15 protein-coding genes are annotated in these 14,979 nt (G+C 58.7%); 6 read left to right on the top strand and 9 right to left on the bottom strand.

Annotated elements, in window-relative coordinates:
* The coding region (locus ACQY7U_RS16780) for a RidA family protein (protein WP_428646655.1) at positions 1–383 on the bottom strand (383 nt) is incomplete at its 3' end.
* A gap of 178 nt (positions 384–561) precedes the next feature.
* Between ACQY7U_RS16780 and ACQY7U_RS16775 the strand changes: the two genes are divergently transcribed.
* Genes ACQY7U_RS16775 through ACQY7U_RS16765 form a run of 3 tightly spaced genes read left to right on the top strand, consistent with a single transcriptional unit; the run spans position 562 to position 3,584 of the window.
* A complete protein-coding gene (locus ACQY7U_RS16775) occupies positions 562–993 on the top strand; it encodes a hypothetical protein (protein WP_428646652.1) in 432 nt (143 codons plus the stop codon).
* A 2-nt stretch (positions 994–995) separates the two neighbouring features.
* Complete coding sequence (locus ACQY7U_RS16770) at positions 996–2,513, top strand: M81 family metallopeptidase (protein ID WP_428646649.1); 1,518 nt, start codon at positions 996–998, stop codon at positions 2,511–2,513.
* Positions 2,514–2,516: 3 nt separating this feature from the next.
* Positions 2,517–3,584, top strand: coding sequence for an alanine racemase (locus tag ACQY7U_RS16765; RefSeq protein WP_428646646.1), 1,068 nt, complete (start codon positions 2,517–2,519; stop codon positions 3,582–3,584).
* A 96-nt stretch (positions 3,585–3,680) separates the two neighbouring features.
* Here the strand turns inward: ACQY7U_RS16765 and ACQY7U_RS16760 are convergent, their stop codons facing one another.
* The 8 genes from ACQY7U_RS16760 to ACQY7U_RS16725 form a co-directional block, all read right to left on the bottom strand.
* Positions 3,681–4,808, bottom strand: a complete 1,128-nt coding sequence (locus ACQY7U_RS16760; RefSeq protein WP_428646644.1) for an ABC transporter ATP-binding protein — start codon at positions 4,806–4,808, stop codon at positions 3,681–3,683.
* A 73-nt stretch (positions 4,809–4,881) separates the two neighbouring features.
* Positions 4,882–6,093: an ABC transporter substrate-binding protein gene (locus ACQY7U_RS16755; protein ID WP_428646641.1), complete on the bottom strand. Its 1,212-nt coding sequence runs from the start codon at positions 6,091–6,093 to the stop codon at positions 4,882–4,884.
* A 34-nt stretch (positions 6,094–6,127) separates the two neighbouring features.
* Complete coding sequence (locus ACQY7U_RS16750) at positions 6,128–6,970, bottom strand: carbohydrate ABC transporter permease (RefSeq protein ID WP_428646639.1); 843 nt, start codon at positions 6,968–6,970, stop codon at positions 6,128–6,130.
* Entirely contained in the window at positions 6,960–7,856 is an 897-nt protein-coding gene (locus ACQY7U_RS16745) for a carbohydrate ABC transporter permease (protein WP_428646636.1), read from the bottom strand. The genes ACQY7U_RS16750 and ACQY7U_RS16745 overlap by 11 nt, the downstream gene beginning before the upstream one ends.
* 8 nt (positions 7,857–7,864) lie before the next feature.
* Complete coding sequence (locus ACQY7U_RS16740; protein WP_428646633.1) at positions 7,865–9,031, bottom strand: Gfo/Idh/MocA family protein; 1,167 nt, start codon at positions 9,029–9,031, stop codon at positions 7,865–7,867.
* On the bottom strand, positions 9,028–9,774 hold the full coding sequence (locus tag ACQY7U_RS16735; RefSeq protein ID WP_428646629.1) for a copper homeostasis protein CutC: 747 nt from the start codon (positions 9,772–9,774) through the stop codon (positions 9,028–9,030). The genes ACQY7U_RS16740 and ACQY7U_RS16735 overlap by 4 nt, the downstream gene beginning before the upstream one ends.
* Positions 9,771–10,682, bottom strand: a complete 912-nt coding sequence (locus tag ACQY7U_RS16730) for an ROK family protein (RefSeq protein WP_428646626.1) — start codon at positions 10,680–10,682, stop codon at positions 9,771–9,773. Before ACQY7U_RS16730 ends, ACQY7U_RS16735 begins: the two co-directional genes overlap by 4 nt.
* 264 nt (positions 10,683–10,946) lie before the next feature.
* On the bottom strand, positions 10,947–11,828 hold the full coding sequence (locus tag ACQY7U_RS16725; protein ID WP_428646623.1) for an N-acetylmuramic acid 6-phosphate etherase: 882 nt from the start codon (positions 11,826–11,828) through the stop codon (positions 10,947–10,949).
* Between the two features lie 187 nt (positions 11,829–12,015).
* On the opposite strand from ACQY7U_RS16725, the gene ACQY7U_RS16720 reads away from it, so the two are divergent.
* Genes ACQY7U_RS16720 through nagA form a run of 3 tightly spaced genes read left to right on the top strand, consistent with a single transcriptional unit; the run spans position 12,016 to position 14,970 of the window.
* Positions 12,016–12,777 carry a GntR family transcriptional regulator gene (locus tag ACQY7U_RS16720; RefSeq protein ID WP_428646620.1) on the top strand — a complete coding sequence of 254 codons (762 nt, stop codon included), beginning with the start codon at positions 12,016–12,018 and terminating at the stop codon, positions 12,775–12,777.
* A gap of 4 nt (positions 12,778–12,781) precedes the next feature.
* Positions 12,782–13,822, top strand: coding sequence for an SIS domain-containing protein (locus ACQY7U_RS16715; RefSeq protein ID WP_428646618.1), 1,041 nt, complete (start codon positions 12,782–12,784; stop codon positions 13,820–13,822).
* Positions 13,819–14,970, top strand: a complete 1,152-nt coding sequence (gene nagA / locus ACQY7U_RS16710; protein WP_428646615.1) for an N-acetylglucosamine-6-phosphate deacetylase — start codon at positions 13,819–13,821, stop codon at positions 14,968–14,970. Before ACQY7U_RS16715 ends, nagA begins: the two co-directional genes overlap by 4 nt.
* The last annotated feature ends 9 nt before the right edge of the window (positions 14,971–14,979 follow it).

Raw genomic sequence — 14,979 nt, 5'->3', positions numbered from 1 at the left:
TCCGGTTTCTTGTAGGCAACGCAGTCGATTTCGACCTTGCAGTCGACCATCATGGACGCCTGAACACAGGCACGCGCCGGCGGATGTTCGCCGAAGTAACTCTTATAGACACCGTTGAACGACCAGAAATCGCGCGGGTCGTCAAGCCAGACACCAACCCGGACAACATGTTCCAGTCCGTAGCCGGCCTCTTCCAGGATCGCGATGACGTTCTTGATTGTCAGATGGGTCTGTTCAACGACACTGCCGCCTACGATCTCACCGTCTTTCATCGCGACCTGGCCGGACACATAAAGCCAGCCGTCGGCTTCAACGGCACGTGCGAACGGCAGGTTCTGGCCGCCGGCTCCCGACTTTTCTGCTCCGTAGCGTTTAATCGACATTCTTCACTCCAAAAATGAAAATGATTTACATAGTGGTTTGACATTGGTTCTATTTCATCCCTATATTTTGAAAAAATCAACCATCAAATTGAAAATGGTTTCCGAAATGCAGGGTCTTCACAACAGTCAAACAAACCCTTTTGAAGGGGCGGATCCCGACCGGTCCGAGATCTGGGACATGCTGGTCAAACGGGACATCGACGCCTTTGTGGCCGCCGATTGGCCAAGTGTTGCGGATGACTTTGACGAAGAAGCCTTTTTCGGGGTGGATGCCGGCAAACAACCGAACCCGGACGCATGGAGGCTTGGTTTTCCCGACCTTGAAACCTACAGGCGTGAGTGGCTGAGGCAGGCTGAGGAATTCGGGCAGACCAACTTCGCCGAAGATGCGCGTGCGGCCATCTTTGACGCGACCCGGCTGAACGACATCGAGATCGACGGCAACCGCGCCATTGCACGCAAAAAATTTGACGGGCGGATCAAACGGGCGGACGGGGCCGAGGACCGGCTTCTTTGGCAAACGCTCTATTACTGTGTCAGGAAAGAGGGCCGCTGGAAGATCTGCGGCTTTACGGGTTATCTGCCTAACCCCATGGGAGCTGTGTCCTGATCATGAAGCAGCCTCGCGCCTTTACAGCAGCACTTGCAACTGAAACCAACACGTTCTCGCCGATCCGCATCGACATCAACGCCTTCAAGGCATCCTTGCTGGCCCGTCCCGGCGAGCATCCCGAAACCCCGACGTTATGCTCGGCAGTGATTCCCGTCGGGCGGAAGTTCGCAAGGGAACATGGCTGGCAACTGGTTGAGGGAACAGCAGCCTGGGCCGACCCCGCCGGGCTGATTTCCAAAAAGACCTTCGAAGGGCTTCGGGACGAGATCCTCGACCAGATCCGGGCTGGCGGACCGTTCGACGTTATCGTACTCGGTCTTCACGGCGCGATGGTAGCCGACGGTTATGACGATCCCGAGGGCGATTTTCTGCAGAGGGTCCGTGACCTTGTCGGCCCGGGGACGCCGATCATCGCAACCCTCGACCCGCACAGTCATCTGACGGCCAAGCGGGTCGCGGCGGCGGACGCACTGGTCGCCTTCAAGGAGTTCCCTCACACAGACTTTGTCGACCGCGCCGAGGATGCCTGGCGGATCGCAGGCGAAACGGTTGCCGGCAGGGTCAGGCCTGTGATGTGCGTCTTCGATCCGAAGATGATCGATGTCTTCCCGACCTCCACCCAGCCGATGCGGCAGTTTGTCGACGACATGATGCGGAAGGAAGCCGAGACAGACGGGATCCTGTCGCTGTCCGTCATTCACGGTTTCCTTGCCGGGGATGTGCCGGAAATGGGGACAAAGGTCATTGCGGTCACCGACAATGACCGCGCTCTGGGGGAAGCTGTTGCCGCAGAACTCGGCAATGCGCTCTTTGAATTGCGGGGCAAGGTTCGCAGTTCCGAACTCACGCCTGCCGAGGCCTTCGACCAGGCTCTGGCCTTTGATGGCGGTCCGGTCACCATTGCCGACATGTGGGATAATCCAGGCGGAGGGACCGCAGGCGATGCCACGGTGCTGTTGAAGGAAGCACTCGATCGGAACCTTGAAAGCGTCGCATTCGGGTCCGTCTGGGATCCGATTGCCGTGCAGCTTTGCCACGCGGCCGGCGAGGGCGCGCGCATGATGCTGCGCTTCGGTGCCAAGTCTGCGCCGGAAACCGGCAACCCGATCGATGCCGAGGTGGAAGTCGTACGGAATACGCGCAACGCGGAGCAGCGTTTCGGTGACAGCATCGTGCCGATCGGGGATGCCTCCCTCATCCGTATCGGCGGCATCGAGGTCATCCTCAATTCAACCCGTGCACAATGTTTCGATACGACCCTGTTCTCCAATTTCGGCATTGAGCCCGGAGAACGTAAAATCCTTGTCGTCAAGTCGACCAACCACTTCTACCAGTCCTTTGCCAGGGTCAGTCCGCTTATCCTTTATTGTGCGGCCGGACGTGCCTATCCGAAAGACCCAAGAACGACGCCATACAGGAAAGCGCCCAGGGATATCTGGCCGATCCTGGACCGGACGTCGCCGGAAGAAATCAAATATCTGTTCGAGCCCGGGCTGGCCGGAAGCATTGGAGAGTGAGCGATGACTGTAGGGCTTTCCATCTTTGATCTGCTGACACCGGTGGCCGTGATCGATGAAACGATCATGGAAACCAACATCAAGGTTGCGCAGGAGTACTTCAACCGGATCGGTCGAAATTTCCGGCCGCATATCAAGACGCACAAGATCCCCGCACTTGCGGCCTTGCAGCTCGCTGCGGGTGCCAAGGGCATCAATTGCCAGAAGGTCAGCGAGGCGGAAGTCTTCGCGGATGCGGGCTTCAAGGACATCCTGATCACCTTCAACCTGCTCGGCGCGGCCCGATTGGATCGCCTGAAAGCGCTCAATTCAAAGGTTGATCTTCAGGTGGTCGCCGACAACACCGTTGTCGTTGACGGGCTGGCGGAGAGTTTCGACAAGGCGCAACCGCTCAAGGTCCTGGTCGAATGCGACACCGGCGCGGGCCGTAACGGCGTCCAGTCACCGGCGGCGGCCGTCGAGCTTGCCAAACGTATCGCCGAAAGATCCGGGCTCAAGTTCCACGGAATACTGACCTATCCCAAGCCGTCTTCGGAGGCGGATGTGGAGGCTTTTTTTGCCGAAACCGTTGCACTTCTCAAAGAGGAGGGACTTGCTTGCGCCGTCGTCTCTCACGGCGGTTCGCCGAGCCTTTTCGATTCCGATCTGGTGCCAAGCGCCACCGAGCATCGCGCCGGTACCTATATCTTCAACGACCGGTCCCTGGTGCGCGCCGGAATGTGCGACATGGACGATTGCGCCATGAACGTGATCGCCACCGTTGTCTCGAGACCGACGGAAACACGCGCCGTTCTGGATTCCGGCTCGAAGGCGCTGACGTCCGATCTGCTCGGCTTCTCCGATCATGGACATATCGTCGACTATCCGGACGCCTCGATCGTGTCGCTCAGCGAAGAACATGCCGTGGTCGACTTGAGCCGGTCAGAGCGCAAGCCGCAGGTCGGCGAACGGGTCCGGATCATTCCGAACCATACCTGCGTCGTGACCAATCTTTTTGACAGGCTGGTGTTTCACAGGAACGGCGTGGTGACGCGTATGGAGCCCGTCGCCGCCCGTGGGCAAGTCGTCTAGTCCTCCAGACGGCTTGCCCACCTTTTTCAGGACAGTCGAAAAATATGGCCGCCCGATCAATCGGGCGGCCTTTTTGCTGTCTGAATGCGCGCAGAATCAGATGTGCATTTCCGCTGCATCAAGATCGGACACCGAGAGATTGCGCTCGAAAGCCTGTCCGTTTTCGTCAAACAGATGACAATCCTTGCCATTGAAACCCATGGCAACCGCCTTGCCGACCTTTGCGGGGGCGGAGCCGGGCAACAGGCTGCAGAACGTCGCCTTGGCACCGTCCACCGTACTGTAGGTCACCGTGTGAATGCCGAGATGCTCGACAACATTCGGGACGACCTCGATGGATGCATCCGCCGGACCGAGTGTCAGATGCTCGGGACGGATCCCGAGTGTCAGCGATTTGCCGGAGACGTCTCCGCGCGCTGCCACATTGACGGTAAGTTCCTGGCCGGAGGGCAGGGCGACGATGACGCCGTCCTCGGTTGCATTCTTACCGGTCACATTGACGAAGTTCATTTTCGGGTTGCCGATGAAGCCGGCGACAAACAGGTTCCGGGGCTTGTGGTAAAGCTCCAATGGTGATCCGACCTGGGAAATGACGCCATGATCCAGAACAACGATCCTGTCGGCCATGGTCATGGCTTCGACCTGATCGTGCGTCACATAGATCATGGTCGCGTCGAGTTCGGTATGAAGCTTGGCCAGTTCGACGCGCATTTCCGCTCGAAGTGCTGCATCCAGGTTGGAAAGCGGCTCGTCGAACAGGAAGACGGACGGTTCCCGCACGATTGCCCGCCCGATGGCGACGCGCTGACGCTGTCCGCCGGAGAGCTCACCGGGCTTGTGGTGCAAGCGACTGGCCAGTTGCAGAATGCCGGCGGCATTCTGAACCTTTTCTTCCACCTTGTCGTTCGACAGTCGCTCGACACGCAGGGGGAAGGCGATGTTCTCGTAGACAGACATATGCGGATAAAGCGCATAGGACTGAAACACCATGGCGATGCCACGTTTGACCGGCGGCAAATCGTTCACGACCTTGCTGTCGATCGTTATGTCGCCACCTGTAATTTCCTCAAGTCCCGCAATCATGCGCAGCAGGGTCGATTTTCCGCATCCGGACGGACCGACGAAAACGATGAACTCGCCATGCTCGACATCGAGGTCAACACCCTTGATGACTTCCATCTGGCCATAGCTCTTGCGTACGTCGCGTAGCTGCAACTCGCCCATGGTCATTCCTTCTTTGATGAATTGGCCGGGCCCCCAAGGTGGGAAATCGAGGGCCCGGTCAGTGCTCAAGGTGTTACTTGAATTCCTCAAGCTGCTCAGCGGCGATTTCGACGGCTTCCGCCGGACCGACTTCACCCAGAACAACACCCTGAACGGCCTCGTTGATCGTGTCCTGCAGACCGACGTAGTCGGTTACGAACGGCTCCGGACCACCGGTCGGGATCGCATCGAGGAAGGCTTTCCATGTCGGGTCTTTCTTGACCAGTTCCTGAACTTCCGGCATGTCGCGCAGCGGCGTGTAGCCTTCCGCGATTTCGAAAGCCATCTGGTTTTCAGGGTTGGTCAGAAGCTTGGCGAGATCGAGAGCCTGCTCTTCAACACCTGAACCTTTGAATACAGCCAGGGAGTCGGTGATCAGAAGCGTACCGGGTTTGCCATTCGGGCCGACCGGAAGCGGTGCGACGCCCCAGTTCACGTCCGTCACACGGGTCCGCTCCCACGGACCGGAGATGAACATGCCGATCTTGCCTTCGGAGAACAGCGGGCGCAGCTTGGCGCGGTCGTAGGCGATCGGTCCCGGCTGGGAGACGGTTGCCATCTTGCCGTAAAAGGCCAGCGCCTCGACGTTGTTCGGGGAGTTGAAGACAATCTGGCCTTCTTCGCTGATGACTTCTCCACCGTTCGTATAAACGTAGTTCATGAACTGGTGCATGGTGTTGTCGAAGGAAGCGGCGGCCAGGCCGAAGCCGTCGGCGTCGGTCTTGTCCTTGATCGCCTTTGCGGCGTTGTACATCTCATCCCAGGTCTTCGGCGGGATTTCCGGATCGAGGCCGGCGGCCTTGAAGAGATCCTTGTTCCAGTAAAGAGCCTTTGTGGAGAAGGCGCGCGGCAGACCCCACTGCTTGCCGTTGGCGGTGATGGTGCCGAGGATCGGCTTCGCGTAAGTCGCCTTTTCTTCCTCGGTCATGTTAACCGGAATGATGAGGTCGTTGGCGGCAAGCTGCTTCAGCGTGCGCGACCCCATATAGGCGACGGCCGGCGGGTTGCCCGCGCTTGCAAGCGTCGTGGATTTCTCCTGGCATTGGCCCCACGGCACGAACTCGACTTCAACCTTGAAACCGGGGTTCTTCGCTTCCCAACCCTTGATCAGCTCGTCCTGGATCGGAATGCCGGCGCCGGTGTTGTCGCCGCAGTTGATCATGTGAATGGTCTTGTCTTCCGCCTGTGCGGCTCCGACGAGGGTGAAAGCCATGGCTCCACCCAGAAGAAGTGATTTCAGTGTCATCTGATTTCCCTTTCTGGTTAGTATTTTTTTATTTTTATTCTTTGACAGCGCCTGCCGTGAGACCGGCGACGATGTAGCGTTGCAGGAACACATAGACGAACAGCACAGGTAGAATGCCCACGAGGCTGGCGGCCATGAGTTCGTTCCAGACGACCGTTTGGCGTCCGAAGAACTGGAACAGGCCGACCGGCAACGGGTTCAGCTCGTTCACGGAATTGAAGGTCAGCGCATAGATGAATTGCTGCGCATAGGCGGTGATGAAGGCGGTGATCGTGACCACCACGATGCCCGGCAATGCGACCGGAATGATCACGCGCCAGAGCGTATAGATCTTGCCGGCGCCATCGACCCAGGCAGCTTCCTCAAGCTCCTTCGGAATGCGGATCAGATAAGAGCGCAGCAGCCAGATGCCGGTCGGGATCACGAAGGCGGTGCCCGGGGCGATCATCGCGAAATAGGTGTTCAGCATGCCGTATTGCTGCATCAGCTTGAACAGCGGAATAATCAGCACCGCACCGGAGAACATGTTCACGGCAATGAAGATGCCGAGCAGCGAGTTGCGGGCCGGGAATTCGAACCTGGCAAAGGCGTAGGCTGCCGGAATGATGCAAATCAGGCCAAGCACCGTCACCACTGAAGCGATGAAGAAGGAGTTCAGCATGTACATCCACAGCAGCGGAACGTTCTTCCACATCGAGAAATAGGCCTCGAAGCTCATCTTGTCGGTGATGAACTTGTATGGGATCGAGAACAGGCTGTTGAGCGGACGCAGGGACACGACGAAGGCTTCCACGAACGGGGCCAGCACGAAGGTCAGGAACACTGCGACGCCGAAATAAATCAGGACGTATTCGTACCAGCGATACTTATGCAGCATTGTTCGGGCTCCTTCTGGCAAGGCGCGAGAGCAGCGTGAAATAGACGAGTGTGAAGGAGCCGAGGAACAGGACGATCATGACCGTTCTGGCGGCGCCTTCGCCGTATTTGAAGCGGCTGATTGCGGTCTTGTAGGTGTCGATGATCATCGTGGTGGTCGCACCGCGCGGCCCGCCTTCGGTAAGGATCCAGATAATGTCGAAGGAATTGAAGGTCGCAATCGCCGAGAGGAGCGCCATGGTCGCGATCGACGGCAGGATCAGAGGAAAGGTGATCCGGCGGAACCGGTAGAGGCGGGACGCCCCGTCCACCCATGCGGCCTCATAAAGGTCCTTGGAAATGGACTGCATCGAGGCGAGCAGGTAGAGCGTCACCATGGGGACGCCGATCCATACGTCGGTGACGATGGTGGCCATGAAGGCGGAATTCTTGTAGGCGAGGAACTCGAAGGGACCGTCCAAAATGCCGATCCGCTGAGCGACGCCCGAAATCATGCCGAATTGGCCGTTGTACATCCAGCCCCAGATAAAGACACCGATGGCGATCGGAATGACCCAGGGCGGCATCACCAGAATACGGAAGAGTGTCCGGCCCGGAACCATGGCGTTCAGAAGGACCGCGCCGAGCGTTCCGATCATCATCTTCAGCGCGACGGAGATGCCCATCCAGTAAAACGTGCGCGCGATCACCTCGGGAAAACGGCGCTCCATGAGTTTTTCGTAATTCGCCAGACCGACGTATTCGAAGTTCGGGCTCATGCTGGTGTTGGTGAAGGACAGCCGGAAAGTTTCGAACAGCGGGTAGGCGACGATGGCCAGCATCACCGCAGATGCCGGTACCAGGAGCAGATACGGAAAGTAGTCTTTTTGTTTCGCGGTATGCGCCATGGGTCCCCCTATGCCAGCCCGTAGCTGTCGAATTGCTGCCAGGTGTCCGCCAGATCGAGTACGGCACGCGATTGGCGCGCTTCATCCAGCTTGATCGCTGTGAGCCCGGCCTCGAGCGCATCCAGCACGCTGACCGGCAGTTTCCCGCCGTTCTTGAAATAGGTATTGAGATCGCGGGCCATTGCATCGTCGGCGCCATAGTGACCGTTGCTATGCTCGACAAGCCGGGGCTTGTCGACGAGGCAGCGCGACGTCAGCGCGTCATGGACGCGGTAGTAGTTCCGGATGAAATCGCCTTCCGCCATGCCCTTCGTCCCCATGATCGCGAAGCGGCGGAATTCGTCCGGGACATACATGTTTGTGTGGAAGCAAAGATTGGCGCCGTCTTCATATTCAATGAGGGCTGTCTGGTAGTCGATGAGATCTCCGTCAGAATCGAAGTCGGCATTGCCACCGCCCCAGCGTGGAGTGAACGGGTCGACACGATCGCTGATTTCCGGTCTCGGAAAACTGTGATCCTGATCCGGCCGGTTTTCCGGAACGAAGCTCTTGCGACCGCCGAAGCTGGAAACATAGCGCGGCCGGCAGCCGGTGACGCCCTGGTAGAGATCAAGGTCATGGCAGCATTTCTCCAGCATGAAACCGCCGGAATTTCTGGAATAACGCCGCCAGTCCCTCATGAAGAAGGAGCCGTGGTAGGGGCCGATGTGCTCGGCGGCCTCGATTGAAACAACCTTGCCGATCTGACCTGATTTCAGGCTCTTTTTCAGCTCCACGTAAAGCGGCGAGTAGCGCAGGACCAGGCCGACCATAACCCGTTCCGCCCCGCCGTGTTCTCTCAACAGGCTCAGGAGCTCGAAAGTTTCTTCCTCAGTTGTGACAATCGGCTTTTCGCAAAAGATATACCGGACATCCGAACGCAGCGCAGTTCTGAGATGGTCCAGGTGCATGAAGTTGGGAGAGCCGATCATGAGCAGTTCGAGTTTTTCCGAGCGCAGCATGTCTTCAAGCTCGGAATAGGCACTCAGCTTGTTGCCGCTTTTTTCCTCGACAAATCTCAGGCCGGCAGGTGACGGATCAACGTAGGCACAGGGGTCCAATTCCGCGGAACCTTCCTGCAAACAATTGCTGACATTCGCGATACGCGCGCCAAGGCCGACGTAGCCGGTCTTCATGCTGCGGTCTCCATAAACTGATCTATTGCGGTTCTGAGGCTTTTGACGAGTGTGCCATCGGTCATTTTGGCGCCGTTGGGCTGGACAAATCCCAACCTGCAATCGGGCGACTCCGGGGTGGGAACGGCCAAACGGGATGAGCAGGATGCGTGCAGCTCGTCGGCGCCGGTGCCGCGCAAGATGCGCGCCGCGTTTTGCGCCGTGACACCGGAGCCGGCCATGATCGAGATGCGCCCGGCCGATTGCCTGACTGCGGCCGCAAGATCCGTCAAACCCAGTTCCGCGCGTGTAGCGCGGCCGGAAGTCAGGATGCGTTCAAATCCGAGATCGATGGCATCATTGACGCCTCGCTCCAGGTCGGTCAGCGTGTCGAAGGCGCGATGCAGCGTTGCGGGCAGGGAAGTGCCCGCGATTGCAGAAGACAGAAAAGTTGCATCCAGTTCATAATCGGCCGTAACGGCGCCGATGACGACACCGGCAAGGCCTGCTTTTTCCGCAGCCTCGATGTCTCTCACCATGAGGGACTTTTCGTCTTCGGAATAGCAGAAGTCGCCACCGCGCGGACGGATCATCGCATAAACGGGGACCGGCACCTCAGCGCAGGCGGTCATGAAGCCGGCGGAAGGTGTCAGGCCGCCTTCCGAGAGCGCTGCGCATAGTTCGATGCGATCGGCGCCGTTTGCGGCAGCGGTAAAGGCGCCCTCGATCGTGTCGACACAAACCTCGAGAGGCAACCGGCTCATGCGGTGCCCTCGCCAAAGGTCTTGCGGGCAACGATCCCGGCACCGTGCAGACCGCCGTTTGCGGCAAACTGCCCCCTGACGACCAGAGGGGCGCCATAGTCCGCGAGCACCAGGGACCTGGTCTTGCGGTCGATTTCGTCCAGAAGTGCGGTATCGTTGGACAGACCGCCGCTGACGGGAATCACATCCGGGCCGAGTGTGTTCACAAGCACGGACAGTGCACGCGACAACAGCGTCGTGAAGACTTCGACAGTCTCGGTGCCGGAAGCCTCGCCTTCATGCCAGGCCTTTGTGATGTCCTTGCTGGAAACGTCGACACCATGAAGTGATTTGTGGATCTTTTCCATGCCACGCGCGGAGCATACGGCATCGATGCACCCGGTCTGCCCGCATCCGCAGGGGTAATGCTGAAGCCCTTTCAGACTGCCGCCCGCGGTCGGATCCATGATGGGGCCGTGCCCCCATTCTCCTGCAATTCCGCCGTAACCGGTCACCAGCTCGCCGTTTACGACAAGGCCTCCGCCCACGCCGGAGCCGAGAATGATACCAAAGACGACAGGTTTGCCCCGGCCGGTGCCATCGACAGCTTCCGCCAACGCGAAAGCATTGGCATCATTGGTGATCAGCACCTTGCGACCGAGCGCCTCTTCCAGATCCCTCGAAACGGCCCGCTTGTGAAGGCAGGGAATATTGGCGACGTCCGCCATACCCGTCCGCGTGTCAAACGCTCCTGCAAGGGAAATCGAGATTGGCGAAGATCCTTCTCCAGCGCATTGTTCGATCGCGGAAACAAAGGCATTCCAGTCGTTGCCCGGGGTTGCCACGCGACCGCATTCGGCAACGGTGCCGTCCGGTTGGAGCGCGCCATGCCTGATGAAGGTGCCGCCAATATCAAAACAGGTGATCATCGCCTGTTCAATCGCCTCTGGATTCTATTTGTTAACATCCATTTATAATACCAATATGCAACCAATGAAGAGATGAGTAAACCAAAAAAATAATTGGCATGCATCTTTTAAGGAAATTGGCAAAGGGCGGGAGGGAGGCGGAAAAGCGAATAAGACCGGTATTTCAACCGGCTTCTCACGATTTCAAACGCGTGTGGCCTTTTGGGCCATTAGGTACTTATTTCTGCCGGATTTCGTATCGCAAATCGACGGAAGGTGAAGAGATCAGAGGAAGGCGCGCAGGTTTCCGTCGTGCAAAATCAAAGCCTTTTCCGCGGCTCGTACATCAAGGCCTTCCCGAAGCATCAGGACGGCGATCTTGACCCGGCCGTCGGCGGCTTCAAGCGTTTGTGCCGCGTCTTCCGGCGAGCATTCGGTCAGATCCTGAAGGATGCGCTGAGCTCGTTGGCGTAACTTGGCATTGTCCGCGACAAGGTTGACCATATGGCCACGTACTGCGTGCCCGAGCCGCAAGGCGACCAGGGTGGAAATCATGTTGAGAGCGGCTTTTTGAGCGCTCGCCGCGCCCAGGCGCGTTGAACCGGCGACGATTTCAGGCGGTGTTTTCAAAAGGATCGGGTGATCCGCTTCAAGAAGCAGGGGGGTGTTGGGATTGTTCGCGATTGCGATCGTTTTTGTCCCCGCAGCTTTCGCGGCCCTGAACGTCCCGAGCGTGTAAGGCGTTGAACCACTGGCGGAAACGCCGATCAGGATGTCGCCGGCGCCGAGGCCGGACGTTTCGAAATCATCTTTCCCGCTTTTTTCGTCGTCTTCATGGGAGCCGGAAAGACGAAGCAGGTTTTCCGCTCCGCCTGCAAAGAGGATCCGCATGCGCTCTGGCGGAAAGCCGAATGTTCCGGGCAGTTCCAGGCAATCGGCGAGAGCAGTAAGGCCCGCGCTCCCCGCGCCGGAATATCCGATCTTTCTCTCCAGTTCGGCCGCGCGTTGCAGGGCGGCGGAAGCTCTTGAGATCTGTGGAATTGCCTCGGCGGCGACCTTGAGGGCTGCGATTTGCCGGTCGAGCAGGAGAGACAGCACTTCCTCATCTGTTTTCTTCGACAATCCGATGGATTGCGGGTCGCGGTCTTCAGTCGTCGGAAGGGGCATGCTTTGTGAACTCTGGTACGCTCAAATGAATTTATGCGACTGGAACCGCCGAATGTTCGGGCATTTCCGCCGTGTTTCGGTTCAGGTTAACAGCCAAGATTGCTTTTACCACTTGATTTTCGGTTTCGATAGAGTTTAAATTGGTATCTGAAAGGTATTATTTCCACTCCTTGAGGCGCTTCGTTTCATGACTGATTTCATCTCCATGCTGGAAAGTGACGATTGGCTGGCGAACTCGCGCGGCCCGCGGTACTTGCAGCTTCGGCGGCGTATCCAGCAGGCAATCGACGAAGGCGTGCTGAAAGAAAACGAGCCGTTGCCCTCGGAGCGGGAAATTGCCGCGATCACCGACCTGTCGCGCGTAACGGTCCGAAAGGCCGTGGCCGGGCTGGTGGACGATCAGGTTGTCGTTCAGAAACGGGGCAGTGGTTCCTATGTGGCACCGAAAGTGCACAAGGTTGAACAGCGTCTGTCCAGCCTGACGTCCTTCAGCGAGGACATGGCCCGCCGCGGCTTGACTGCCAGCAGCGAGTGGCTGCGGCGCGGGATCTTTCCGGCATCGCCCGAGGAAATCTTTGCTCTGGGGCTGACCTCTGGGCAGAGGGTGGCTCGTGTGGACCGGCTCCGGAAGGCCGACGGCATCCCGATGGCCATCGAACGGGCCTCGCTTTCTGAAACCGTCCTGCCCAATCCCGAGCGCGTGACCTCGTCACTTTACGCCGTGTTGCGCGCTTCCGGCATGCAGCCGGTGCGCGCTATCCAACGTATTTCTGCGCGGAACCTGGATCAGATAGATGCTGACATTCTCGACGTGCCTGCCGGATCGGCGGGGCTGAAGATCGAGCGGGTCTCCTATCTCGCGTCCGGCAATGTCGTGGAGTTCACCCGTTCTGTTTATCGCGGCGATGCCTATGACTTCATCGCCGATTTGCAAATCTCGGAAGACTGACCAAATGACCGACGCCAAGAGCCAAGCCACCCCGACGCACATGCGCCGGGAGATCGAGGAGATTCCGGACGCTGCCCGCAGATTGCTGACAGAGGCTCATCCGCAAATCCGGGAAATCGCGGGCAGGATCGATGCCCCGGTGTTTCTGGCAAGTGTTGCCCGTGGCTCCTCGGATCACGCCGCGACGTTCCTGAAATATGCCGCGGAAATCTACCTGGGCCTTGCGATGGCCTCGCTCGGTCCGTCGGTATCGTCCATCTACAGCGGAAACGTGAAGCTCGGCCAGGCACTGGTGATTGCCATTTCCCAGTCCGGAGCCAGCCCGGATATTCTCTCGGTGGTTGAAAGTGCGGCCAATCAGGGCGCTTTCACGGTCGGTCTTACCAACACCGCCGACAGCAAGCTTGCCCAATTGTCAGGCGCTGCCATCGATATCTGTGCCGGCCCCGAACGCAGTGTTGCCGCGACCAAGACCTACGTCAATTCAGTGCTTGCCGGCTTGTTGCTGCTTGCGGAAATCGGCGGTGACGAAACGCTCTTGAAGGCGCTTTCAGAGCTTCCGGGGCACTTCGAAAAAGCCATTGACATGGATTGGCAGGCGCTCGCCGAGCCGATCGAAAAGCGCGGCTCGCTTTATGTCATCGGCCGGGGGCCCGGTCTTGCCATTGCCAATGAAGCGGCCTTGAAATTCAAGGAAACCTGTCAGATCCACGCGGAGGCCTATTCTTCGGCGGAAGTCATGCACGGACCGGTGTCCATCGTTGAAAACGGTTATCCGATCCTTGCTCTCGGTGTCCGCGATGCCGCGGAAGCCGGCCTCGCCGAAGCCGCCGACAGGATGTTCGATCAGGGCGGCCAGGTCTTTGCCACCACCAATCTGGTGGAGCGTGCCGGCAAGCTTCCTTTCGAAAGCGCGGAGCATCCCCTGACCGACGCATTGGTTCAGATCGTGTCCTTCTATGCCTTTATCGAATGGTTTGCCCGCAAACGCGGCTTCAATCCGGACATTCCGAAACATCTGAAAAAGGTCACTCAAACGGTATGACCCGGACAACCGCTTACCGCTGCAGCCGGATCTTCGACGGCGAGAAGCTTCACCAGAATGCAGCTCTGCTGGTCGAAGACGGATGCGTTTCAGGAATCTGTCCTGCAAGCGATATCGCCGGCGGAATCGAGGTCTCCGATCTTGGGGTAGGGGTCCTTGCCCCCGGCCTGATCGACCTGCAGGTGAACGGTGGTGGCGGTTTGATGCTGGGCGATGCGAAAAGTGTCGACGACATTGCCCGGATCTGTGCGGCTCACCTCAGTCTTGGAACCACCGCCCTGACGCCCACCTTGATCACGGATACACCGGAGACAACCCGAAGAGTTGTCGAACTGGGCATTCGGGCCTGGCAGGAAGGCGTACCAGGATTTCATGGCCTTCATCTGGAAGGACCGCATCTGTTCGCGGGGCGGAAAGGCGCGCATGATGCCGGTCTCATCCGCAAGATGACGGATGACGACCTTGCGCTTTATCTGGAAGCGGCCAAAGCGTTGCCGAGCCTGATCATCACGCTAGCGCCCGAAACTGTTGGTGGCGAGCAGATCGCGCGGCTGGCGGCAGCGGGCGTTCATGTCAGTCTCGGCCATACCGGAGCTTCCTACCGCCTGTGCCGCGAGGCGACAGAGGCCGGTGCGTCGCTCGTCACGCATCTTTTCAACGCCATGAGCCCTTTGCAGCACCGCGAACCCGGGCTCGTCGGCGCGGCGCTTGATCTTGGCGCGCTGAGCGTCGGCTTGATTGCGGATGGTATCCATGTTGATCCCGCTGCGATCGGAATCGCTCTCAGGTCAAAGCGGGGACCGGGCAGGATATTTCTCGTGACCGATGCCATGTCGCAAACCGGCACCGATGTGACTTCGTTCATGCTGGGGGGGCGTGAAATCTTTCGCCGGGACGGCCGGTTGACGCTGGCCGACGGAACGCTTGCGGGTGCCGACATCGACCTTCCGGCATCGCTGAAATATCTGACGGATACGGTCGGTCTCCCCCTGGAAGAGGCCCTTGCCATGGTGACCAGCGGTCCTGCGGACGTACTCGGGTGTCCGCTTGGTAGGCTTCAGGCTGGGCGGTCCGCCGACCTCGTTCTCTTGCGCGAAGACATGGCGGTCGATGGAGTCTGGTTGGCAGGAGACCGCCTGAGCGCCTGATGTCGACGG

Origin of the sequence: Roseibium sp. (assembly GCF_050301095.1) — a bacterium.
Classification (GTDB): Bacteria; Pseudomonadota; Alphaproteobacteria; order Rhizobiales; family Stappiaceae; genus Roseibium.
Note: the sequence above shows the minus strand (reverse complement) of the source record. Positions and strands in the feature narration are given on the sequence as shown.